Consider the following 23,282-nt stretch of genomic DNA (forward strand, 5'->3'; position numbering starts at 1 on the left):
GCGGTGGATCAGGCTGCGCGTTCATCCCCGGGATTACGCTCAAAGTAGCGCTTGTACTCCCGACTGAACTGCGACGTGCTCTGATACCCCACCCGATGCGCCACCTGCGCCACGCCAAGGCCCTCGGAAAGCAACAACTGCTGCGCCTTGAGCAAACGCAAGCGCTTCAGATACTGCACCGGCGACAACAACGTGCTGCGCTTGAAATGCTCATGAAACGTCGACGCACTCATGTTTGCGCAACTGGCCAGCGTCTCGACATTCAGCGGCTCGGTGTAATGCGCATGCAGATGACTGAGCGAGGCCGCGACCCGGGCGAATTGCCCCTGCTGCTCCACCAGTGCACGCAACACATCGGCTTGTGGCCCGCGCAACGCGACGAACAACAACTCACGCAATCGCGCCTGGCCCATCACCTGGCATTCCAGCGGATCGTGCAGGCAACGCAGCAACCGTTCCACACACCCGCGCATCGCGTCGTCGAGCACAGTCGAAGTCATCGACTCCAGCGTCTGCGCCGCAATACTGCGCCCAGCCACCAACCCCATGGCCAACACCAATTCGCCGAGCAACGTGCGGTCGATCGCGATGGAAATCCCCAGCATCGGCCCCTCCGGCGCGGCAAAGGTCTCGCACTCGAACGGCACCGGCAGCGCCTGAATCAGATAATGACCGGCGCCGTACTCCAGCGTACGCGGCCCCAGGTACGCCAATTTACTGCCCTGGACGATGATGACCAGGCTCGGCTCATAGATCTGCGGCCCACGCGCCACATCACAACTGGCACGCAATACCTGCACACCCGGCAACGCGGTGGGCGCGAAGCCGTCGCGTGTGGTCAGCGGCTGAATCAGCGAAACCAGCGTGGCATTGGCATCGAGATGACGGGTCAACAACATGGGCGCTCTTCACAAAAATGTCGCGGAAAAAGGGATGAAAGCATCTTCGCAGGTCTGATCGAGCATTTGATCAATCGCCCGTGGATGCCGGAGGAATAGGCATGACACCCGGAGGAATCGCCATGGCCGGTGCAAGGTGCGGCGCCCAGAATGCACCGCCTCACCTGTCACTGCTTTTGCGAGGTTCCTCATGTACACCGCCATCGGATACGCCGCCCAGTCGGCCACCACTCCCCTCGCCCCCGTAAAATTCGAACGCCGCAGCCCTCGGGCCGACGACGTGGCGATCGAAATTCTCTACTGCGGCGTCTGCCACTCCGACATCCACCAGGCCCGCAACGAGTGGGGCATTGCCGTGTACCCGCTGATGCCCGGCCACGAGATCGTAGGGAAAGTCACCGCCATCGGCGCGAACGTCACCCAGCATAAAATCGGCGATCTGGTCGGCGTCGGTTGCATGGTCGATTCTTGCCGTAGCTGCGAAGCCTGCCAGTCCAACCTCGAGCAGTATTGCCTCGAAGGGCCGACCATGACCTACGCCACCCCGGACCGGGTCGATGGCAGCAACACCATGGGCGGGTACTCCGACAGCATCGTGGTCAACGAGCACTTTGTCGTACGCATCCCGGAAAAACTCGCGCTGGCCAGCGCCGCACCGATCCTCTGTGCCGGCATCACCACCTACTCGCCGCTCAAGCATTACGGGGTCAAGGCCGGTGACAAGGTCGGGATCCTCGGCATGGGCGGTCTCGGCCATATGGGCATCAAGTTCGCCAAGGCGATGGGCGCCGAAGTCACGCTGTTCACCCGCTCGGCGAGCAAGGCCGAAGAAGGTCGTCGCCAAGGTGCGGACCACGTAATAGTGTCCACCGATGCCGACCAGATGAAAGCCGCTGCCGGCTACTTCGACTTCCTGCTCGACACCATTCCGGTGCAGCACGACCTCAATCCGTACCTCGACACCCTGCGTTTCGACGGCGTGCACATTCTGGTGGGCCTGATCGAACCGATCGATCCGCCGGTCCACGCTGCCAAACTGGTGTTGGGCCGTCGTGTACTGGCTGGCTCGCTGATCGGCGGGATTGCCGAAACCCAGGAAGTGCTGGATTTCTGCGCCGAACACAACATCACCTGCGACATCGAAATGCTCGACATCCGCCAGATCAACGAGGCTTACGCCCGCATGATCGCCGGTGACGTTAAGTACCGTTTCGTGATCGACATGGCGACGCTGAAGGTCTAAACCTTCGCGCCGAGTTCTGCCGAGAGCCGGGCTGTGACCCCTTTGATCAGGGGAATCAGCTCGGCCATTTTTTCCAGCGGCATGTAAGGCACGGTGCTGGCGATGCTGATGCCGGCGACGATGCGCTTGCTGGCATCACGGATCGGCGCCGCCACACAACGGATCGACGGTTCGTTGTCTTCCAGATCGAAGGCGTAGCCGCCCGCGACATACTCGACCATGCGCTGCTGAAACTGCTCCCAGGATTGCTCCGGGTGCTGCGGCCAAAACAGGTTCTTCCCACCCGCCGGCAAGCTGACTTCGTACAGCCGCTGCCACTCTTCCTGCGAGTCATCGAGCATCAAGGCCTTGCCGATCCCGGTGCGGGCCAACGGCATGCGATGGCCGACTCGCGAACGCATTTCCGGGCCATTGCGCCCCGGATTCTTGTGCAGGTACAGCACCTCGTCGCCTTCACGAATCGCCAGGTGAATGGTGTCGCCGGTCAACGCCGACAACTCATCCAGATACGGCCCGGCCAGGGTCACCAGCGGCAATTCTTCGCGCGCCTGGAAACCCAGTTCGATCAGCTTCGGACCCAACAGATAACCGACTTGCGGCACCACACGCAGGTAACGCTCGTCCACCAGGCAACTGGCCAGACGATGGGTGGTGCTGCGCGTCGTGCCAATCAGCCGGGCGATTTCCTTGAGATCGCGGGCGCCACTGGCCACGGCCTGCACCACACCCAGACCACGAAGCAGGGTCTGGGTGCCGGTCGGGGCGGCGTCCTTGGCGATTTTTGGGGCGTCTTCCTGCATATCCAGCCTTTACCGTTGAGCGAGTGAACGGGCGGCATTATGGTCGCCCGATGCCTGCCACTACAACTTGATACGCTCGACTTTGCCCACCAGCAAGATGTAGGAGAGTGCGCCGATCAATGCCAGAACCGAGATGTAGGTAATTGCCGGGGCAAACGAATCCCCGGTCGCCAGGAAACCGATGACAATCGGCGTGGTAATCGCCGACAGGTTGCCGATGAAGTTGAACACCCCGCCGGTCAGTCCCAGTAAACGCGCCGGTGCCAAGGTTGAAACCAGCGACCAGGTGATCGACGCCAGCCCGTTGCCGAAGAACGCCAGTGCCAGGAACGCAATCACCAGCGGCGTCGACTCGACGAAGTTGGCGCCGATGATCGAGGTGGAAATCAGCAGGCCGCCAATGATCGGCAGCTTGCGAGCGAAACCCACCGTGTAGCCGCGACGGATCAGGAAGTCGGAGAAGAACCCCGAGCACAGCACACCGACGAAGGCGGCGAGAAACGGCAGCGACGCCAGCAGACCGGACTTGATGAAGTCCATGCCGCGATACTTCACCAGGTAGGTCGGGAACCACGTCAGGAAAAACCACAACGTCGAATTAAGGCAGAACTGGCCGAGGTAGATGCCCCACAACTTGCGTTTGGTCAGAACGATGCCGAGGTCGGTCCAGCTGAATTTCGCTTTGACTTTGGCTTGTTCGGCCTGGATATCCACCAACCCGCCGCCCTCGCGGATCAGGTCGATTTCAGCGTCGTTGGCGCCTTTGAAATCCCGGGGTTCGCGGTACACCGCGTACCAGATCACCGCCCACAGAATGCCCACCGCACCGGTGCTGACGAACACCATGTGCCAGCCGAACTCGTGCTGGAGCCAGGCCAGAACCGGCGTCAGGAAGGCCAGGCCGACAAACTGCCCGGAGGTGTAGAAGCCGATGGCCGTGGCGCGTTCGCGCTCGGGAAACCAGGTGGTGACCACGCGGCTGTTGATCGGGTACGCCGGGGCTTCCAAGGCACCGACCGCCATGCGCAAGACGAACAGTGCGATGAAGCTGCCGGCGAAACCGAGCATCACGGTGGCGATCGACCACAGCAGCAAGGCGACGCTGTAAAGGATGCGCGGCGGCACACGGTCCACCAGCCAGCCGCCGGGAATCTGCATGGCGGCGTAAGTCCAGCCGAACGCCGAGAAGATCAGCCCGACATGGATCGGGTCGATACCCAGTTCGCTGGTCAGCGCCGGGGCGGCGATGGAGAGGTTGCTGCGGTCGAGGTAGTTGATCACCACGGTGATGAACAGCAGGACCATGATGAAAAATCGCTTGCGACTGGGCGTCACCAACGACGCTTGCCCGGTGAGGGTTTGCGGTTGCATGAGGAGTGCCTCTTCTTATGTTTATTGAGGTCAATGTGAAACGCAGATCTCGCTAACCATGGAGATCAAACTGTGGGAGCGAGCCTGCTCGCGAAGCGTTCTGGCAGTCACATCAAGGTTGGATGTGCCGCCGTCTTCGCGAGCAGGCTCGCTCCCACAGGGGTTATGTGTTGTTGAGTCGGATAGCTCTTACCACTCAGCAAAACTGCCATCGGCATGGCGCCAGATCGGGTTGCGCCAGCGGTGGCCGACCGCCGCGCGTTCGATCACGTATTCCTCGTTGATCTCGATGCCCAGCCCCGGGCCATTCGGGATCTTCACGAAGCCTTTGTCGTAATCGAACACCCGCGGATCTTTCACGTAATCGAGCAGGTCATTGCTCTCGTTGTAGTGGATGCCCAGGCTCTGTTCCTGGATGAACGCGTTGTAGCAAACCGCGTCCAGTTGCAGGCACGCCGCCAGCGCAATCGGTCCCAACGGGCAATGCAGCGCCAGCGCCACGTCGTAGGCTTCGGCCATGTTGGCGATCTTGCGGGTTTCGGTGATGCCGCCGGCGTGGGACGCATCCGGCTGAATGATGTCGACGTAACCCTCGCTCAGTACACGCTTGAAATCCCAGCGCGAGAACAGCCGCTCACCGAGGGCAATCGGGGTGCTGGTCAGCGGCGCCAATTCCTTCAGCGCCTCGTAGTTTTCGCTGAGCACCGGCTCTTCGATGAACATCAGTTTGTACGGATCAAGTTCCTTCATCAGCACCTTGGCCATCGGCTTGTGCACCCGGCCATGGAAGTCGACGCCGATGCCGACGTTCGGCCCGACCGCGTCACGCACGGCGGCGACGTTGGCCAGGGCCAGGTCGACTTTCTCGAAGGAATCGAGGAATTGCAGTTCTTCGGTGCCGTTCATTTTCACCGCAGTGAAACCACGGGAGACCGCTTCTTTCGCCGCACGCGCGGTGTCTGCCGGGCGGTCGCCGCCGATCCACGAATACACTCGAATCTTGTCGCGCACCTGGCCACCGAGCAGATCGCTGACCGACACGCCCAGAGCCTTGCCCTTGATGTCCCACAACGCCTGATCGATACCGGCCAGCGCGCTCATGTGGATCGCGCCACCCCGATAGAAGCCGCCGCGATAGAGCACGGTCCAGATGTCTTCGATGTTGCGTGGGTCCTTGCCGATCAGGTAGTCGGACAATTCTTCAACGGCAGCCGCCACGGTGTGGGCGCGACCTTCAACCACAGGCTCGCCCCAACCCGTCACGCCCTCATCGGTTTCGACTTTGAGGAAGCACCAGCGTGGCGGAACGATGAAGGTGGTCAGTTTGGTGATTTTCATTTTCTTCTCTCTTATTAGAGGCAGCGCTCACAGCGCCAAAAAGTCTTAGCGAAGGGCTTTCCAGGCAGCCACGTAGGCCTTGGCATTGACGGCCACGTCCTCTGGGGTCATTCCCGGTTTGAACAAGCCGGAACCGAGACCGAAACCTTTGACGCCCGCGTCGATAAACACCTGCATGTTGTCCGGCGTGATCCCGCCGACCGGCGCCAGAATGGTCCCGGCCGGCAACACCGCAAGCCAGGCTTTGACGACCGCAGGGCCCATCTGCTCGGCGGGGAACATCTTCAGCACGTCGGCGCCTTCGGCCAGCGCGGCGAATGCTTCGGTCGGTGTCGCCACACCCGGCGACAGGAACAACCCCGCCGCTTTCGCTGCCCGCAGCACTTTCGGATCGCTGTGCGGCATGACGATCACTTGGCCGCCAGCGGCTTTCACCTGCTCGACCTGCTCCGGCGTCAGCACCGTGCCGGCACCGATCAGGCAATCGGCGGGCAAGGTGCTGCGCAGGATGCGGATGCTTTCGTACGGTTCAGGGGAGTTGAGCGGCACTTCGATGACGCGAAATCCGGCGGCGTACAGGACTTCGCCGATGGCCGCCGCTTCTTCCGGGCGCAGGCCACGCAGGATCGCGATCAGGCCGTTTTGCGCCAAGGCGTGTTTGAGCATGTCAGACCTCCAGTCAGGTTTAACGGGATGGGTTGGAAGTGATCAGTCCGGCGGCGAGCGCCAACTGCCACAACCCGCGTTCGGTGGCTTGTTCGGCCAGCGTCACCCGGGCAAATCCGCAGGCGTCGAGGGCCCGGCTGTAACGGGCACAGAGTTGGGCATTACCGATGAGGATGATCGAAGGCAGGTGCACGCTGTTGCGCCGACGCCGCTGGGCCGTCGCCAGCGCCGCCAGCTCATGACCGATCAACAAGCCCGACAAATAATCCGTCTGGGCCGTGGCGCTCAGTTCGCCGGTCAGCCCGAGGCTGCGGGCACTGAACACCGTCGACAGCGGGCCGATCTCGCCGTCCGCCGACAACGCCACTTGCACCCCACGATCAAAAGCCTGGCCATCGAAGGACGCGCCTTGCTGCTGGGTGCGCCCCAGAATGCTGTGTTCGCTGAGCACGGCGAAGATTTCGCCGGTCATAAAGGTATCGAAATGCACGATGCAGCCGTCGGCCACTTCCACCCATTTCGAATGACTGCCCGGCAGGCCGATCAACAGATCGCTGCCCGCCTCGCCCTGAAGATTTTGCAGAACGCCCAGCACCTGGGTTTCTTCGCCACGCATGACGTTCGGCAAACGCGAACGCTGAATCACACCCGGCACGATGTGCACATCGACACCGCGAAGGCTGCGTACTGTTTGTAGGGACGTTCCGAGAGTGGCGACGTTCGCCGGTGTATCGCGGTAAGCCGCTTCACGCCAACCCTGAGCGCTGCCGACCATACCGCAGGCAATCACCGGCAAATCCGGCTGCGCGTCGAGCCAGTCACCGCACGCCTCATCAAAGGCCAGTTCAAAACCGTCGGCGCATTCCTGACCGTTAATGAGTCGCGGCGTCCGCGGCAGCTGCATGATCCCCGACGACAGCGAACGCTGTTCGAGTACCTGGCCACCCGCGGCGAGTTTGTAAGCACGTAATGAGGTTGTCCCCCAATCGAGCGCGATCAATTGCGCCAGCATCGCTTCACCTGTTTTGTTTATTGGCAGTGAGTGAGCAGGACTATAAACCCGGAAGCGGGACAATCTCAATATATAAATATCACTCCCATATATTGGGATGCGCGCAAAAAAATCGCAGCTTATTGCTGCGATCTTTTAAGTGACAAGGCTGACGATCAATGGCCCTCGGCAAACTCGCGCAACACCTTCCCATCCATCCGATACCGAACCCACTCTTCCTGCGGCTGCGCACCCAGCGATTTGTAAAACTCGATCGCCGGTTTGTTCCAGTCCAGCACGCTCCACTCAAACCGTCCGCAATCGTTGGCGCAGGCGATTTTCGCCAGGTGGCGCAGCAAGGTTTTGCCCGCGCCGCCGCCGCGTTGTTCGGGGGTGATGTAGAGGTCTTCGAGGTACAGGCAGTTGCTGCCAAGCCACGTGGAATAGCTGAAGAAGAATACGGCGAAGCCGATCGGCAGGCCGTCGCGCAGGCAGATCAGGCCGTGAGCGGTGGCGCCTTCGCTGAACAGGCTGCGCTCGATGTCGGCGACGCTGGCGATGACTTCGTGGCGGGCACGTTCGTAGTCGGCCAGTTCAGTGATGAACCCGAGGATTTGCGGTGCATCGCTGGGGGTCGCCGGGCGGATCTCGATCGTCATGGGGACGTGCCTTCGTCAAAGGTTGAAAACGCCATACTAAGTTGCCACGCTGCGTCCGTCACATAAGAAAACGCTGTGGCGAGGGAGCTTGCTCCCGCTCGACTGCGCAGCAGGCGTAAAACTGGCAACCCGGATTTAACTGAAATAACTTTGCGTTCGGGTTGGGGCTGCTTCGCAACCCAGTGGGAGCAAGCTCCCTCGCCACAAAAAAAACGTGTTCACTTCAAAGGACTGTCATGACAATTGATGCATTCGCGCCTCTGCAAACCCTCGCCGCTGACTTGCTGCCCCACGCGCTGGAACCCTCAGAAGACGGTGCCCATGACCTGTCGCACTTGCAGCGGGTCTGGCACAACGCGCGCACGATTCACGCGCAGGAAGGCGGCGATCTTGAGGTGTTGCTCGCGGCGGTGCTGTTGCATGATTGCGTGTCGGTGGAGAAGAACTCGCCGCTGCGTTCGCAGGCATCACGACTGGCTGCCGAGAAGGCGTCCGCCGTGTTGGCCGACCTGAATTGGTCGGGCGCCAACATCAGCGCAGTGGTCCACGCCATTGAAGCTCACAGCTTCTCCGCCAACATTCCCGCTGCATCGCTCGAAGCGAAAATCTTGCAGGACGCCGACCGTCTCGATTCCCTCGGCCTGCTCGGTGTCGCGCGCACGTTCTACGTTGCCGGGCGCATGGGCAGCGCGTTGTACGACCCGCTGGACCCAGAGGCGCAGCACCGCGACTACGACGACAAACGCTTTTGCCTCGATCACTTCCAGACCAAGCTGCTGCACCTCGCGGACGGTTTCCAGACCCCAACCGGTCGACGTCTCGCGCAGATCAGGCATGAGCGCCTGAAGGGTTTCATGGAGCAGTTCAAGGAAGAGATCGGCGTCTGCTGAAGGCGATACTCCGGCCAGCGCTAACCCTGAAATCGGTAACCACAGACCTAACATCAGCGCGCCCCGTGATAGATAGATAACGCTCACGTCTATCGGGTCAAGGAACCGCGTCATGTCCAGCGCAACACCTCCAGTCTCCAGCCGGTTGTTCGGCCTGTTTTGCCTCGCCAGCTATTTGCTGTCGCTGTCCTATGGCGCGACCTTTTTATTGTCGTTGCTGATCGGCTCACGCGGCGGCAATGAACACGATGCCGGCAGTGTGATTTCAGCGGCCATGCTCAGCACCTTCGCCGCGGTGATCGTCTCCGGGCATTTGTCCGACTTGCTCGGTGCTGCGCGTTCGATTGCCTTGTTCGGTGTCTTGCTGGTGGCGGCCAGTCTCGGCTTCGCACTGACCCCGGGCTTCGGCAATTTGCTGCTGTTTTTCGGACTGTTGCTGGGACTGGGTTGGGGCGTGTTCTACACCCTCGGGCCGATCATCGTGGCCAGCCTGGTGACGCCGGCCCAACGCGCCAAATACTTTGCATTGCTGTCGGGCAGCATGATGACCGGGATCGGCAGCGGCCCCTTGCTGGGCCGTGCCGCCAGTGCCCTTGGTTATCCGGTGACCGCGGCGTTTTACCTAGCCGCGCTGGCCAGCCTGATCGGCGTTTCACTGTTCTGGCGACTGGATGCACAGCTCAAGAAAACGCCCGCGCCCGCCACCTCGGTCGCGCGGATTTCCTGGCGCGCAACGGCTCAAGTGCTGTCGTCCCGCGCCGTGTTCCCGATCATCATGGTCGGTCTCGGCGGGTGTGTGTTCGGCGGTCTGTCGAGCTTCCAGACCAGTTACGCCGCATCCCGTTCGCTGGACTACTCGCTGTTCTTTTTCGGCTTCATGGGCGCGGCGATCAGCAGCCGTATGCTGATTGCCGGCATCGTGGTCAAGCGCGATCCGTTCCGCGCCTCCTGCCTGTTGTCGGGCCTGATGATGGGCTCGATCGTGCTGTTTGGTTTCGTGGTCGACAGCGGGTTCAGCTATGTACTGGCGGCCGTGATGCTCGGCGTCGGATACGGGCTGACCTATTCAGTGATCAATGGCCTGGCGGCCAACGAAGCACCACACGGCACCACCTCGCAAGCCTTGCTGTTGTTCAGCCTCGCCTACTTCATCGGCGTGTTTGGTTTCCCCTTGCTGGCGGGGAAAATCATCGTTGAACACGGGATGCCGGCGCTGCTGCTGACCGTGTTGGCCGTGGCTGTCCTGAACTGGCTGATCACCGTGGGCCGGTTGATCTGGCGGCGTGTTGCGCCGGCTAAAGCCGTGCAGCAGGCCTAGACCGTTCGTCGCTCATCAGGCACCAATGCAAATCGCAGGCGGACCAACATCAGGTAAGGACTCTATTAAACGGAGACGATGCCATGTTCATGTCCAGGTTGACCGCCCTCGCCCTCACCACGCTGCTGTCCTCTGCCGCATTCGCCGCGACACTCGCTGAAGGAACCGGCCCGACCAACCCGGTCGAGGGCCCGAAAGCGCCCGCCATCCAGAGCGCACCCGGCATGAACACCGACGGCTCCGGCATCGATAACAGCCTGCCGCCCTCCACGGGCACTGACCCACGGACTCAGGGTAACGACGCTGGTCGTCAAGGCGGACTGAACCAGCCGGACACCCGCACACCCGATAACGCCGGCAGCGGCATCGGCTCGAAAACCACCACCGGTGGCTCGGGTTCCGAGGGCGGTGCCAATCAATAGCTCGCCGACGCGAGCAACCTCTCCACACCCATCAAGAGGTAAACATGAACGACGATAACAACCTGGAAAAAGAAGTCCTGACCCGCCTGTTGCACGCCCACCCAAGTGGCTTGGGCAAGGAGGTCCTGGACAATTATCGCGGGGAGAAAGTCGTGGCCAGCGCCCTCGCCGCCCTGCAGGACCGCGGGCTGATTCAACACGGCCATGTGACGTGCAACGAGGCGGGTGAGCACTCGTTGAACCTGCCGATCAAACTGAGTGCGGCGGGTGTCGAGGCGGCGCGCAGGCTGGATAGCTGAGCAACGGTCAGGATTGTTGCTGAATTGACTGGCCCCTTCGCGAGCAGGCTCGCTCCCACAGGGATTTGCGTCGTACACAGATCCAATGTGGGAGCGAGCCTGCTCGCGAAGGCTATCGTTCAGACGCCATCAATCTCACGGATCAACGCATCCACCTCAGCACTCCCCGGTGAAGTCGCCGGCCCCCAACGAGTGACGGCCAACGCTGCCGCTGCATTCGCCCGCCGTGCCGCCTCAATCGCCGACAACCCATGCGCCAGCCCAGCCACAAACACCCCGGCATGCGCATCACCCGCGCCGTTGCTGTCCACCGCCGCCACCTTGAAACCCGGCACGTGCTGGCGCTCGCCACGCTGGCTGATCCAGCACCCTTGCGGACCATCGCGCACCACCATCAACACTTCGGCGGGCAAGTGATCGACCAAGCGATCCAGCGCCTCGGCAATGTCCGATGCACCGGTAAATCGCAGCACCTCGACACTGTTGCTGGTCCAGATATCGATGCGCGCCAGCAAGGCTTGTATCAAGGGCTCATCTGGCGAATCCACCAGCGGTCCCGGATCGAACACCACGTTGATGCCTTTCGGCAGTTCCAGAACCCAATCCACCAGAGCTTGCGCCTTGCCGACCTGCAGCAGGCTGTAGCCACTGACGTAGACATAGTCGCCCGCCTCGGCCGGCACGCTGGCCAGGTCCTCGGCGGTCACTTCACCTTCGGCACCGATGTAGGAAATGAAACTGCGTTCGGCCGAAGCATCCGTTACCGCCACGCACAAACCTGTGTCCCGTTCTGCGGGGTGGGCGATGCCGATCCGGATGCCTTCCGCCCGCATCGCCTCCCGCGCCAGATCGCCGAAACGCCCGGTGCCATGGCGTCCGAGATAGACCACGGGCAAACCATTACGTTGGGCCGCGGCCATCACATTAAAGCCACCGCCGACTTCGAAACTGGCGGACTTCGCCAGCACGTCGCCGCCGGTTTGCGGCAATTTATCCACGGCCATGACCAGGTCGATGATGACCTGGCCGGTGTGCAGCAAATTAGGCATGAGCATTCTCGGTCATGGCGGCGCGGCGATCCTTGGCGCCACCGAGTACACAATAAATCCCCCCTGCCACCAGGAACGTGACGATCCAGCCCAGGCCGTTGTGGCCCAGCCACGAGTCGGAGAGGAAGCCACGGAACCACACCGTCTGTTCGGTGGTGCCGATGGTGGTGAAACTGAAACCCAATACGATCGCCACCGCCCACGCACCGAAGGCGCGCCATTCGATACCGCCGCTGTACCAGTAAGCGCTGCTCGGGCTGACGTCCAGCAAGTCTTTGGGGCTGTAGTAATGACGGTGAATCAGGTCGACGACAAAGATCCCGACCCACGCGGTAATCGGCACCGCCAGCAAGGAAATGAAGGTAATGAACGGGCCGTAGAAGCTGTCGGCGATCAGCATGAAATAGATCGAACCGGCGAAGATCGCGACGATGTCCACCACCACCGCGTACACGCGCTTCACCTTCAAACCGAGGGTCAACGTGGTCAGGCCGGCCGAATACACCGACAGGTTATTCGACAGCAGCAAGCCGCCGAACGCGGTGATCAGGTACGGCACGGCCATCCAGGTCGGCAGCATGTCGCGGATCGCGATGATCGGATCGGTGGCGGAAGCCAGGTCGTTATTACCCACCGACAGCAAGCCGCCGAGGGTGATCAGCAACACCAGTGGAATCCCCGCGCCGAACGCTGCCGACGCCACGAGGCGCACGGCTTTGACGCTGCGATGCTGATAGCGCGACATGTCCGCACCGGCGTTGGCCCAACCGATCCCGGTGCCGGCGGCCATGGTGCCAACGCCGATGATCATGGCGCTCAACGGTGCGGGCGTGGCGTTGAACACGGCGCTCCAGTCGATGGTGGCGCAGAGGAAACCGCCGACCACAATGTTCAGCGCGCCGAACACATAGGTCGCCCACTTCTGAATCACCAGCAGCGTGGCGTGACCGAGGCCGGACACCGACAACGTCAGCAACACGAAAATCGCGATAAACAGCAACGTCAGGACCGGCGCGCTTTTGGCTTCTACGGGCGATCCGAACAGGATCGAGCATAGCGACAACAACACGAACGCGGCGGTGGTGGTGTTGACGGTTTCCCAGCCCAGGCGCGACATCAGCGACACCAAGGTCGGGCCGATGTTGCCGCGTGCGCCAAAGATCGCGCGCGACAGCGTCAGGCTCGGCGCACGGCCACGACGACCGGCGATGGAGATGATCCCGACCACCGCGAAGGAACCGGCGGCACCGAGGATCGCAACGATGATTGCCTGCCAGATCGCCAGGCCACGAAACGCCACCAGCGTGGCGCCCAGCGGCAGGCCGAGGATGGAGATGTTAGCGGCGAACCAGACCCAGAACAGTTGCAGCGGATGACCGTTGCACTCCGCTTCCGGCACCGGTTCGATGCCGCGTGTTTCCAGTTGCCCGGCACTTTGCCCGGCGGTTGACGAACTCATGAAAATACTCCTGTTGCCATTTTTGTGGTTGTGGGCAATTGCGGAAGTCGAGACAACATCCCGGCTGTCCTGGCCGTTTTCGTGCAATCCGTTGCGGGTGAATAACTTGAATAAGCGGTGCGGCCTTCGCGAGCAGGCTCGCTCCCACACGGGATTTATGCCGGACGCGAAACCTGTGGGAGCGAGCCTGCTCGCGAAGGCGTCACCCCAGTCAACGCAAAGCCAACAGCCCTTGCACCAACGGCTCCAGCTCCAGGCCGTTAACCGCCTTGACCTTGTCGATCATCGCCACCGGCCAACTCTCAAGGCCCAGGCAGGCCCCCAGCATCGCGCCGAGAATCGCCGCAATCGTATCGGTGTCACCGCCCAATCCCGCAGCCATGCACACCGCTTCGAAGGCACTCATTTCGCCGATGGCCACTTGCTGCGCCAGGGAAAACGAGACCACCACCGATTCCTGCGAGGCCACCGAGGTGCCGATCACGTCGTACATCAGATCCGCCAGCAGCGCCTTGTCGCTGTCGACACTGATGCTGCGCGCCCAGCTGATGCGCGAGGCAATCCGCCCGCCCGCCACCCAGTGACCATGTCCTTCGGCTTGCTGCGCGATGTGCTGGCCGAGGTTCAGCGCCTCGCCCAAGTCCATGCCATTGATCCCGGCGGAAACCACCGCCGCCACCGCCGCAGCGCTGGAAATGCCCAGCGTGGTGTTATGGGTGACCTGACAGGCTTGCACCACCGCTTTGATGAATCGCTCAGGGTCGGCGACATCGGCCGCAATGCCCACCGGCGTAATGCGCATTGCCGCGCCATTGGTGGTGCCGTAACGCCCCGCCTCTTCCGGCGAATGCCCGGCGAGGATCATCTCGATCGCCCGTTTGGTCGAAGGCCCGAGCAAGTCCTGCGAGCCCTTGGCCTGCATCTCGGCTTCCCATTCGATCAACCGTTGCGCCAGTACCGACGGATCGATCCAGCCTTCGCCTTCGATCAGCAACTGCCCGACCAGAATCGCCTGTTCGGTGTCGTCGGTGATCGAGCCCTTGGGCATGTTGGCGGCGATCGGTTGATCGGGGCCGGCGTCTTCCAGATCGTTGATTTCGCCGAAGCGCGCCTTGATCTCGGCGCGGCTCAGGGATTGGGTCGGCATGCCCAACGCATCGCCCAGGGCCAGTCCGTAGAACGCGCCCAGGGCACGATTGAGCGCGGTCATTTCGGGGTACCAAATTGCAGGTGCAGGCGAAAATGTACGGGGTCGAGCAAGCTTTCGACTTGCTCCATGAAGCGGTTTTGCCGGTCGTAGGTGGTCCGCAGGGCCTTGAGGAATACGGAGCCCACAGGACGTCCCAACAATTCGGCGTCTTCGGCATTCAGGGGTTCGGCGCCGATCCATTGATCGCCGCGTTCGCCGATGTAGCCGTAAGCGGCCAGGGTGATGGTCAGGGAATTGTCGATCAGGCCAACGCGCGGCAGGCTTTCCAGGCCGCCGGTCGCGGGCATCAATGAGCGTTCGAGGGAGACCAGCGTGCCGTCATTGGAGCGGCGACGCCGGTCGAGGGTGATGAATTGGTCGGTGCCGAAACGCGGCATCAGGTCCGCACGCGTCACCGCTTCCAACCGCAGCACTTCGGTATTGACCAGCGCCCCGCTGTCGGCCAACGCCTGGGCCCAGCCGCTGCGCTGATCGAGCACCACACCGTCGAAGGTGACGATGGAACCGACACCGCTTTGCGTCGCGATGTAGTTGCGCCGTTTCAACTCGGCCAGGGCTTCACGCAGCGTTCCTCGGCTGACTTTGAATTCTTGAGCCAACTGATGCTCGCCCGGCAGCAGAAAGCCGTCCTCCATGAGGCCGCTTTCAATGCGCCGGATGAGTTCGTCGACCACCCGTTGTTTCTTGTCAAATCGTACCTGTCTAATCATGTACAAAGTGATAACCGAAACGGGTCGATGCGGGCAAGGGATTTTTAGGGTAAGTGACGGAAGGATGTACAACTGTGGCGAGGGGGCTTGCTCCCGCTCGAGTGCGCAGCACTCGCAAAATCCTCGATCAAAGTAGAGATTTTGGGGCCGTTACGCAGCCCAGCGGGAGCAAGCTCCCTCGCCACAAAAGCGGGGGTTAGCGCTGCTTCAAGCGGTCGATGACGACAGCCAACAGCAAGATCGAACCACGAATCACATACTGGTAGAACGTGTCGATGTTCTTCAGGTTCATCGCATTTTCAATAATCGCCAGAATCAACACCCCGGCAATCACATGCCGGATCATGCCGATCCCGCCGCTCAACGACACCCCGCCCAGTACGCAGGCCGAGATCACCGTCAGCTCGAAACCCTGGCCAATCATCGGCTGCCCGGAGGTCATGCGCGACGCCAGGATCACGCCGGCCAGTGCGCCGATCACGCCATGCACGGCGAAGATGAGGATCTTGGTCCGGTCGACATTCACCCCGGCCAGCAACGCCGCTTCCTGGTTGCCACCGATGGCCATGGTGTTGCGCCCGTAGGTCGTGTAGTTCAGCAGCCAGCCGAAAAACAGGAAGCAGACGATGGTGATCAAGATCGGCACCGGCACGCCAAACAACTGGCCGTTACCGAAGACGAAGAACTGCTCTTGCGAGACGCCGACCGCTTTGCCGTTGGCAAAGATGTAAGCCAGCCCGCGAACGATCTGCATGGTCGCCAGCGTGGTGATCAACGCGTTGACCCGCAGCTTGGCAATCACGATCCCGTTGATCAGCCCGACAATCAGGCCCATGAACAGCGCTGCCGCCACCCCGAGAAAGACGCTGTCGGTGTCGCGCATCACCACCGCCGCGACCACGCCGGCGCAGGCAATCACCGAGCCCACGGACAAATCGAAATGCCCGGACGCCAGGCAATACAACATGGTGCACGCGGCAATCCCGGTGGTGGAAATCGCCAGGCCCAGGCCACGCATGTTCAGTGGCGAGAGGAAGTTGTCGATCAGCAAGGTGCAGAGCACGAAGATCCCGACGGCTGCCAGCAACATCACCCAGTCATCGAGAAAGCGCCGCAGGTCCAGGGGTTTGCGCTCGGTAGGCAGCGCGTTGTTTTGGGTTGTCATCATAGTCACCTCTCAGTTCGCCACGCCGTCAGCGCGTTGGCGCGGCAAAGCCAGTTGCAGCAGGTTGGATTCATTGGCCTCGGCGCGAGACAACTCGCCGCGCATCGCGCCTTCGCAGAGCACCAGAATGCGGTCGGAAATACCCATCACTTCCATCAGGTCGCTGGACACCACGATCACTGCGATACCGCTTTCGGCCAGGTTATGGATGATCTGGTAGATCTCGGCTTTGGCACCGATATCGATGCCGCGCGTTGGCTCGTCGAGCAGCAGGACTTTCATCGGCATCGACAGCCAGCGACCGAGAATGGCCTTCTGCTGATTGCCGCCGGACAGGTACATGATTTTCTGTTCGGCGCTGGGCGTCTTCACCTTCAGCGCCTTGATATGTTTGTCGGCATTGCCCTTTTCCCACAGGCCACGCAACAGGCAGCCGAAGGTCGAATGCGCGCCGCGTGCACTGATGTTGATGTTCTCGGCAACGCTGGCGAGCGGGATGATGCCCTCCTTCTTGCGGTCCTCGGGACACAGCAGAATCCCGGCCGCAATCGCGTCGCGAGGTGAGCGCAACTTCAGTTCATGGCCGCGCAATTCCAGGCGTCCGGCGGTATTGCGCTCCAAGCCGCTGAGCAGGCGGAACAGCTCGGTGCGCCCGGCGCCGACCAGCCCGAACAATCCAAGAATCTCGCCTTTGTGCGCCTCGAAACTCACCGGCTCGCGCAAGCCAGGACCGAGCAGGCCATCGACCTTGAGCGCCACCGCGCCACGTTGCCGAGCGCGGTAATCGTAGATGTCCTGAATGTCGCGACCGACCATGCACGTCACCAATTGGTCGTGAGTCAGCTCGCTCATGTCCTCGAAGGTGCGCACGTAGCGGCCGTCCTTGAACACCGTCACCGCGTTGCAGATGCGGAACACTTCTTCCATGCGATGGGAGACGTAGAGCACCACTTTGCCTTCGTCGCGCAGGCGTCCGATGATCGCCATCAAGCGATCGATCTCGCGCGCCGACAGGCTGCTGGTCGGTTCGTCGAACGCAATGACGTGCGCGCCTCGGGACAACGCCTTGGCGATTTCCACCAGTTGCCGCTGCCCGAGGGACAAGCGCCCGACTTTCTCTTGCGGGTCGATTTCATCTGCCAGGCCTTTGAGGCAAGCCAACGCCTGTTGGCGCAAGGCGCCACGATTGATCAGGCCGAAACTGGCCGGCAAGTGCCCTAGAAACAGGTTCTCCGCCACGGTCATTTCCGGCACCAGGTGCAGTTCTTGATGGATCACCGCGACGCCGCTGGCGATGCTGTCGGCGGTGGATTTGAACGCCATCGTCTGCTCGCCGATCTGCAGGTCACCGCTGCTCGGCGTGTAGGCGCCGCCGAGGATTTTCAGCAGGGTCGATTTGCCGGCGCCGTTCTCGCCCATCAAGGCGTGAACCTGTCCCGGGTGCGCGACGAAGCTGATGCCGTCCAGCGCCTTCACGCCGGGAAAGGTCTTGCCGATCCCGTTGAAACGCAGGCTGCCGCCGACGCTGTGCTCATGTGTCTGTACTTGCGCGTGCATAAACCACCTCTTCACAGATCAGGCAGCCCCGTCGCCAAGGCCGCCGTTGAAATCAACCGTGCCTCAGTTCCAGAGGCCGATCTTTTCCAGTTCCTGCTTGAAGTTCTCGCGCGTGATCAGCGTCACGTCGTCCATGGCGGTGAATTTCGGCGGTTCTTTGCCGGTGGTGACCCAGTCAAACATCATGCTGGCGGTGTTGTAGCCTTCGATGTGCGGGCTTGGCAGCATCGAGCCAAAGAAGCCGCTATTGGGCTTTTTCAGCTCGCCGATAGCGTCCGTACCGTTAATGCCGATGCCGATGACGTTGGCCGCTGCAAAACCGGCGGTTTCGGTAGCGCGCACACCGCCCAGCACCGTGTTGTCGTTCATGCCGCCGATGATCAGGTTTTTCGCGCCACTCGGCAGTTTCACCAACGCAGAGTTGGTGGCGTCCATGCTGCCCGGGACGTCGAGGGTTTTCTGCGCGGTGAAGAGAATGTGGTCTTTCGGGAAACCGGCGTCTTCCAGCGCCTTGACCGAACCGTCGGTGCGCTTCTTGCCGGTGTCGAGTTCGTTGAACGTGTTGATCACCGCGTAGGTGTCTTTCCAGTCCCAGCCGCGTTTCTTCGCTTCGGTGGCCATCGCCGCGCCCTGTTTCTGGCCGACTTCAAAGGCGGCCATGCCGAGGTAAGGCACGTCTTCCATGAACTTGCCGTTGGCATCGACAAAACGATCATCAACTGCCATGACTTTCAAACCGTTGGCTTTGGCCTTGGCCACGATAGCCGGACCGAGGCCGACGTCTGGCGGGCAGATCACAAAACCCTTGGCGCCGTTGGCCGCAAGACTGTCGATGGCAGACAGGGTTTTCTCGCCGTCCGGCACGGCAATCTTGATAACGGTGAAGCCTTTGTCTTTACCGGCCTTTTCAGCGAAGGCCCACTCGGTCTGGAACCAGGGCTCTTCCGCTTGCTTGACCAGAAAACCGATTTTCACTTCCTCGGCTGCCAGCAGCGTACTGCTCAGGCTAACCGCGGTGACCGCCAGGGCGGCACAGCACAGGGAACGGATCCCGCGACGACGATTCATAAGCTGACTCCTTGTTATTTTTTTTGAGCGTTATTTGAAAGCCGGTGAAACGTTGGAGCTAATAGTCATATCGTATGATGATTGGCTTTCGGACGTAGTTCCGCGCCTGAAAGCGGTTGTATTCAGTCGTGGTACATCACCGAGCGCCCACCATCGATGGTGATGCACGAGGCATTGATGAACGGCGCTTCATCGCTGGCCAGGAACACGGCGGTCATGGCCACCTCCATCGGTTGACCGATGCGACGCGGAGGATGCAAATCCAGGGCGCGCTGACGCTCGGCATGCGGGTCGGCAAACCCGTTCCAGTAATCCACGTTCAATTGGGTTTCGATGTAACCCGGTGCGATGGCGTTGACGCGAACGCCTTTGGCCGCGTATTCGATACCGAGTGCACGGGTCAGGCCGAGCAAACCGTGCTTGGCCACCGGGTATGGGAAGCAGCCCGGAATGATGTGGCTGGAATGGGTCGACGCAATGTTGATGATGCTGCCGATGCCCTGCTCGATCATTTGCGGCAGCACAGCCTTGCAGCCATACCAGGCGCCGTCGAGGTCGATGGCGAAACAGCGACGCCAATCCTCTTCGCTCATTTCCAGTGGATCGCGGAACACGTTGACCCCGGCGCAGTTGACCAGGACGTCGATGCGGCCATGCAGGTCGATCGCCAGCCTGGCCATGGCGTGCAGGTCTTGCTGGTGCGAGACGTCGGCCTTGATTGCTACCACGTCCGCACCTTGTTCACGCCAATGCGCTGCGACTTTCTCGACTTTTTCCGCCTGGATATCGCTGATGATCAGCTTGGCCTGCTGGGACGCGAACGTCGCGACGATGGCCTCGCCGATGCCTTGGGCAGCGCCGGTCAGCAACACCACCTTGTTTCTCAGGCGCTCGCCTTTGGGCGGTTCCGGCACCGCTGGCAAAGAAAGAGGTTCAGCCATGAATCAAGACTCCTTTTGCGGGCACGACAAAAACCGGGCATCTGTCGATGTCCGGTCAAAAGACTGTCTGGAAAATCGCTGCATCACTTCACCTGTTTTGTTTTTTTAAGTGTGAGTGCGTGTAACTGATGGTCGACTATAAACCTGCCCGGCAAATAATCTCAATATATAATTTTACATCCCATATTTTGGGATTCACCCAGCGAAACGCGTACACGGTTTTCCGGCCACATCCACTCGAAGCGACAACACTGCGCCATCCAACGGATGGTCGAGGGGGCTCGCTGCGCTGGTGATGTACAGGGTTTTCAGGTCTTCGCCGCCGAATACGCAACTGGTGGGACGGCTGACGGGCAGTTCGATGATTCGATCGACGTGACCGTCCGGGGTCAGTCTTATCAGGCAACTGCCATCCCAGCGGGCGTTCCAGATGTAACCTTCGGCGTCCATGGCCGAGCCGTCGGGGACCCCACGCTTGTCGGGGCCGAACCAGACGTAAGCGGTGTCCAGATTGCCGTCGGCGTGGATGAAGTATCGGTACAGCGTGGCGTCGAGGCTGTCGGCGAAAAACAGCGTGGTGGCGTCTTCGCTCCACAGCAGCGTGTTGGGAATTCCCAGTCCGCGAAGCAGCGGCGTGACCCGCGCATCGCGGTCGATGCGAAACAATCCGCCGGAGCGACGGGTAACCGGCAAGTCTTCGCCGTTTTCGCCGATGTTGTTCTGCATGGTGCCGAGCCAGAGCCGACCCTGCGCATCGCAGCGAGCTTCGTTGGGGCGGTTGCCGGGTTGCGGGTCGGCCATGCAGAGCAAGGTCAGGCGTGGCTCAAGTCCTGGGGAGTCGAGATCCAGACGATAGACACCGCTGCTCAGCGCGACCAGCGCATCACCGCTTTCGCAGGGGATGAACGCGGAGACGTACTCCGGCATTTCCCAGATCTGGACGTTGGCGCCGATCAGCCGGAGGGCTTGTTTGCCGGCGATGTCGACCCAGTACAGCGCCTGTGTCGGGGCATCCCAGAACGGGCCTTCACCAAGCCACGCCCGATGCTGGGTCAGCGCATTCAACGTCATGAAACCTCCTGCCTTGTTCTTGTTTTTAATGTGGGAGCGAGCCTGCTCCCACAGGGGATTCTTTGTAGTTAGCCGGTTTTTTTATCGGCCATGACTTGGGGGTAGAAGCGTTTGATCGCCAAGTCTGCGTTATCGATCAGGGTCATGCACGCCCACACCCCGCGCGCGGCATCGCGGGCGGCGATGGCGTCGGCCATGTCTTTGTGGATGGGCAGCGTACGCCGCAGTTCGTCGGGGTCGGCGGCGGACACTTCGAACGACACCGCCAGCAGCGCGCCGAGCGCCGGGACCATTTGTTCGATGAATTGATTGTGGCTGGCGGCGAGGATGCACTCGTGAAACACCCGGTCGGCGCGGTTGTAATCGGCGCCACTGTCCACCGCCCGCTCCAGCGCGTTGTAGGCCAGGAGGATGGCCTGCACTTGCTCGACCGTCGCCCGTTCACAGGCCCAGCGCACAGCCATCGGCTCGATGGTGCGGCGCAGGTCTAACAAATCGTCGACGAAGTTTTCCGGCAAACCGCTGCGTGACAGCCAACCGACGACTTGCGGATCGAAGAGGTTCCAGCGGCGCACCGGCAAGACGCGTGTGCCGACTTTCGGCCCGACTTCGAGCATGCCTTTGGCGACCAGGGTCTTGATGGCTTCACGGATGACGGTGCGGCTGACACCGAGCTGCTCGCCCAGGTCGGCTTCGACCTTGAGGGTTTCGCCGGGCTTGACCTCGCCAGCGGCTATCCAGCAACCCAGCCAATCGACCGTTGATGCATGAAAACTGCTGGACATGGAAACCTCAAAACCGCGCGCGATGGAGCAACACGCTAATCATCATACGATTGGGTGTCAATTGGATTCTCGAAAGTCCACAGGGGGATATATTAAGGCTCTAGACCGATGGGGAAGAACTCGCCGCCACTCCACACGCCAAGCCAGCGTTGCCCGTCGATTTCACGGGTCACGGCCAGTTCCACCAACTGGTAGAACACATTGCGGTGGATCAGGGCTTCGAGATTGGTCCGCACATGCACATAGGGCGCAGGCTCTTGAGTGACTGGATCGATGACCACACGAATCGGGTGTTCCGTGCCTGCCTCGGCCGTTTCATCCACGTTGGTGGTGAACCGCAGGAGCTGCGCCTCACCCTCGCCTTCCACATCGACGGCAATCGCCACGAACGGCGCATCGTCGACCTTGATCCCGACCTTCTCGACCGGTGTGATCAGGAAGTAATCATCGCCATCGCGGCGAATGATGGTCGAAAACAGTTTGACCATCGGCTTGCGCCCGATCGGCGTGCCCAGGTAATACCAGGTGCCGTCGCGGGCGATGCGCATGTCGATGTCGCCACAGAAATCGGGGTTCCACAGGTGAACCGGCGGCAAGCCTTTGGTCTTGGGGATTTGCCCCAACAAGTCGTTGGCTTTTTGCGGGCCACTCATGGCGTTCTCCTTAAAATTACTGGTCACTGATCCCGATCAGGCTGCGCGCGTATTGCTGCAGGGGTGGGCCGATCAGGTCTCCTGGCGAGGTGTCATGGAACGTCAGTAAACCGCCACGACTCTTGATGCGTGCAGTATCAATCAAATACTGGGTGCTGGTCTCGATCAACATGATTTGAATCACGCCGCTGTCGATGCCGAGGCGGTCCACGTACTCCTGATCGAGCCACTCATCGGAGTTGCCGATGCGGTCGTCAGCCTTGGCGAACCGCGTGTAAAGCAGGTAATGAGCACCGGCGGCACGGGCTTCAGCCATGGCCTGGTCGAGGCCTTCCGGTGCGCGGGCGCGGCGGACCATCGGGAAGTATTCGATAAAGCCGTTAAAAGCTTCTTCGGCCACCACGTTTGGACGCGGGTAAGGATTGCCCGGTGGCGAAAAGGCACCTTGGGCAATGTAGATGAACGAATCCGGCTGAATCCGCAGGTTATTCACTCGACGGCTGTCGCTGTGATCCAGCAGCCCCGCGTCGCTCATGTGGTAGCGAGTCCCTTCAGCCATGTCGCTGACATTCATGCAGCCACCAAGCGCCAAAACGGCCAGCAGCAAAACCAGGCTACGCATCCTACCCTCCAGAGGCCGGTGACGGAAAACCGGCGAATGGCCATGGGATGCAGCTTCCGCGCCAGTCCTTGAGACTTAAGAAATCTCCGGTTTGAT

The 23,282-nt window shown here is 61.1% G+C and carries 24 protein-coding genes; 5 read left to right on the plus strand and 19 right to left on the minus strand.

Annotation, left to right across the window (positions count from 1 at the left end; all coding sequences use genetic code 11):
* Positions 1–8 precede the first annotated feature (8 nt).
* Positions 9–899, minus strand: a complete 891-nt coding sequence (locus ACWKV5_RS11370; RefSeq protein WP_027924073.1) for an AraC family transcriptional regulator — start codon at positions 897–899, stop codon at positions 9–11.
* A gap of 190 nt (positions 900–1,089) precedes the next feature.
* On the opposite strand from ACWKV5_RS11370, the gene ACWKV5_RS11375 reads away from it, so the two are divergent.
* Positions 1,090–2,142 (plus strand): NAD(P)-dependent alcohol dehydrogenase, encoded by a 1,053-nt coding sequence (locus ACWKV5_RS11375; protein ID WP_483841333.1) that lies wholly within the window; start codon positions 1,090–1,092, stop codon positions 2,140–2,142.
* Here the strand turns inward: ACWKV5_RS11375 and ACWKV5_RS11380 are convergent.
* From ACWKV5_RS11380 to ACWKV5_RS11405, 6 genes are all read right to left on the minus strand, one after another.
* Positions 2,139–2,942 carry an IclR family transcriptional regulator gene (locus ACWKV5_RS11380; RefSeq protein ID WP_027924071.1) on the minus strand — a complete coding sequence of 268 codons (804 nt, stop codon included), beginning with the start codon at positions 2,940–2,942 and terminating at the stop codon, positions 2,139–2,141. The two genes, ACWKV5_RS11375 and ACWKV5_RS11380, sit on opposite strands and share 4 nt — an antisense overlap.
* Positions 2,943–3,002: 60 nt before the next feature.
* The gene (locus ACWKV5_RS11385; protein WP_483841334.1) at positions 3,003–4,313 is read right to left on the minus strand and encodes an MFS transporter; all 1,311 of its coding nucleotides are present in this window, start codon (positions 4,311–4,313) and stop codon (positions 3,003–3,005) included.
* 189 nt (positions 4,314–4,502) lie between these two features.
* Positions 4,503–5,651 carry a galactonate dehydratase gene (gene dgoD / locus ACWKV5_RS11390; RefSeq protein ID WP_007903915.1) on the minus strand — a complete coding sequence of 383 codons (1,149 nt, stop codon included), beginning with the start codon at positions 5,649–5,651 and terminating at the stop codon, positions 4,503–4,505.
* A 45-nt stretch (positions 5,652–5,696) separates the two neighbouring features.
* Entirely contained in the window at positions 5,697–6,317 is a 621-nt protein-coding gene (locus ACWKV5_RS11395; protein WP_027924069.1) for a 2-dehydro-3-deoxy-6-phosphogalactonate aldolase, read from the minus strand.
* Between the two features lie 19 nt (positions 6,318–6,336).
* Positions 6,337–7,329 carry a 2-dehydro-3-deoxygalactonokinase gene (locus ACWKV5_RS11400; RefSeq protein WP_483841335.1) on the minus strand — a complete coding sequence of 331 codons (993 nt, stop codon included), beginning with the start codon at positions 7,327–7,329 and terminating at the stop codon, positions 6,337–6,339.
* 155 nt (positions 7,330–7,484) lie between these two features.
* Positions 7,485–7,967, minus strand: coding sequence for a GNAT family N-acetyltransferase (locus ACWKV5_RS11405; RefSeq protein ID WP_109785221.1), 483 nt, complete (start codon positions 7,965–7,967; stop codon positions 7,485–7,487).
* Between the two features lie 236 nt (positions 7,968–8,203).
* Here ACWKV5_RS11405 and ACWKV5_RS11410 point away from each other — a divergent pair, with 236 nt between their 5' ends.
* From ACWKV5_RS11410 to ACWKV5_RS11425, 4 genes are all read left to right on the plus strand, one after another.
* Positions 8,204–8,857, plus strand: coding sequence for an HD domain-containing protein (locus ACWKV5_RS11410; protein ID WP_483841336.1), 654 nt, complete (start codon positions 8,204–8,206; stop codon positions 8,855–8,857).
* 112 nt (positions 8,858–8,969) lie between these two features.
* The gene (locus ACWKV5_RS11415; protein WP_483841337.1) at positions 8,970–10,175 is read left to right on the plus strand and encodes an MFS transporter; all 1,206 of its coding nucleotides are present in this window, start codon (positions 8,970–8,972) and stop codon (positions 10,173–10,175) included.
* An 83-nt stretch (positions 10,176–10,258) separates the two neighbouring features.
* Positions 10,259–10,597 (plus strand): hypothetical protein, encoded by a 339-nt coding sequence (locus tag ACWKV5_RS11420; protein WP_483841338.1) that lies wholly within the window; start codon positions 10,259–10,261, stop codon positions 10,595–10,597.
* A 44-nt stretch (positions 10,598–10,641) separates the two neighbouring features.
* Positions 10,642–10,896, plus strand: coding sequence for a hypothetical protein (locus ACWKV5_RS11425; RefSeq protein WP_483841339.1), 255 nt, complete (start codon positions 10,642–10,644; stop codon positions 10,894–10,896).
* A gap of 119 nt (positions 10,897–11,015) precedes the next feature.
* On the opposite strand, the gene ACWKV5_RS11430 is transcribed toward ACWKV5_RS11425, so the two are convergent.
* The 12 genes from ACWKV5_RS11430 to ACWKV5_RS11485 form a co-directional block, all read right to left on the minus strand.
* Positions 11,016–11,945, minus strand: coding sequence for a PfkB family carbohydrate kinase (locus tag ACWKV5_RS11430; protein WP_483841340.1), 930 nt, complete (start codon positions 11,943–11,945; stop codon positions 11,016–11,018).
* Entirely contained in the window at positions 11,938–13,404 is a 1,467-nt protein-coding gene (locus ACWKV5_RS11435) for a purine-cytosine permease family protein (RefSeq protein ID WP_483841341.1), read from the minus strand. The genes ACWKV5_RS11430 and ACWKV5_RS11435 overlap by 8 nt, the downstream gene beginning before the upstream one ends.
* A 211-nt stretch (positions 13,405–13,615) precedes the next feature.
* Positions 13,616–14,614: an ADP-ribosylglycohydrolase family protein gene (locus ACWKV5_RS11440; protein WP_483841342.1), complete on the minus strand. Its 999-nt coding sequence runs from the start codon at positions 14,612–14,614 to the stop codon at positions 13,616–13,618.
* The gene (locus ACWKV5_RS11445) at positions 14,611–15,324 is read right to left on the minus strand and encodes a GntR family transcriptional regulator (RefSeq protein WP_483841343.1); all 714 of its coding nucleotides are present in this window, start codon (positions 15,322–15,324) and stop codon (positions 14,611–14,613) included. Before ACWKV5_RS11445 ends, ACWKV5_RS11440 begins: the two co-directional genes overlap by 4 nt.
* A 196-nt stretch (positions 15,325–15,520) precedes the next feature.
* Positions 15,521–16,489 (minus strand): L-arabinose ABC transporter permease AraH, encoded by a 969-nt coding sequence (araH, locus tag ACWKV5_RS11450; protein WP_483841459.1) that lies wholly within the window; start codon positions 16,487–16,489, stop codon positions 15,521–15,523.
* A 12-nt stretch (positions 16,490–16,501) separates the two neighbouring features.
* Positions 16,502–18,046, minus strand: coding sequence for an L-arabinose ABC transporter ATP-binding protein AraG (gene araG, locus ACWKV5_RS11455; RefSeq protein ID WP_483841344.1), 1,545 nt, complete (start codon positions 18,044–18,046; stop codon positions 16,502–16,504).
* 63 nt (positions 18,047–18,109) lie between these two features.
* Entirely contained in the window at positions 18,110–19,114 is a 1,005-nt protein-coding gene (locus tag ACWKV5_RS11460; protein ID WP_140667323.1) for a substrate-binding domain-containing protein, read from the minus strand.
* 122 nt (positions 19,115–19,236) lie between these two features.
* The gene (locus ACWKV5_RS11465; protein ID WP_483841345.1) at positions 19,237–20,055 is read right to left on the minus strand and encodes an SDR family oxidoreductase; all 819 of its coding nucleotides are present in this window, start codon (positions 20,053–20,055) and stop codon (positions 19,237–19,239) included.
* Between the two features lie 195 nt (positions 20,056–20,250).
* On the minus strand, positions 20,251–21,126 hold the full coding sequence (locus ACWKV5_RS11470) for an SMP-30/gluconolactonase/LRE family protein (RefSeq protein WP_483841346.1): 876 nt from the start codon (positions 21,124–21,126) through the stop codon (positions 20,251–20,253).
* Positions 21,127–21,194: 68 nt separating this feature from the next.
* Complete coding sequence (locus ACWKV5_RS11475; protein ID WP_483841347.1) at positions 21,195–21,911, minus strand: FadR/GntR family transcriptional regulator; 717 nt, start codon at positions 21,909–21,911, stop codon at positions 21,195–21,197.
* Positions 21,912–22,003: 92 nt separating this feature from the next.
* A complete protein-coding gene (locus ACWKV5_RS11480; protein WP_483841348.1) occupies positions 22,004–22,564 on the minus strand; it encodes a DUF1285 domain-containing protein in 561 nt (186 codons plus the stop codon).
* A gap of 16 nt (positions 22,565–22,580) precedes the next feature.
* On the minus strand, positions 22,581–23,186 hold the full coding sequence (locus ACWKV5_RS11485) for a DUF4823 domain-containing protein (RefSeq protein WP_483841349.1): 606 nt from the start codon (positions 23,184–23,186) through the stop codon (positions 22,581–22,583).
* Positions 23,187–23,282: the final 96 nt, after the last annotated feature.

The sequence above is a fragment of the Pseudomonas oplopanacis genome (assembly GCF_057128725.1).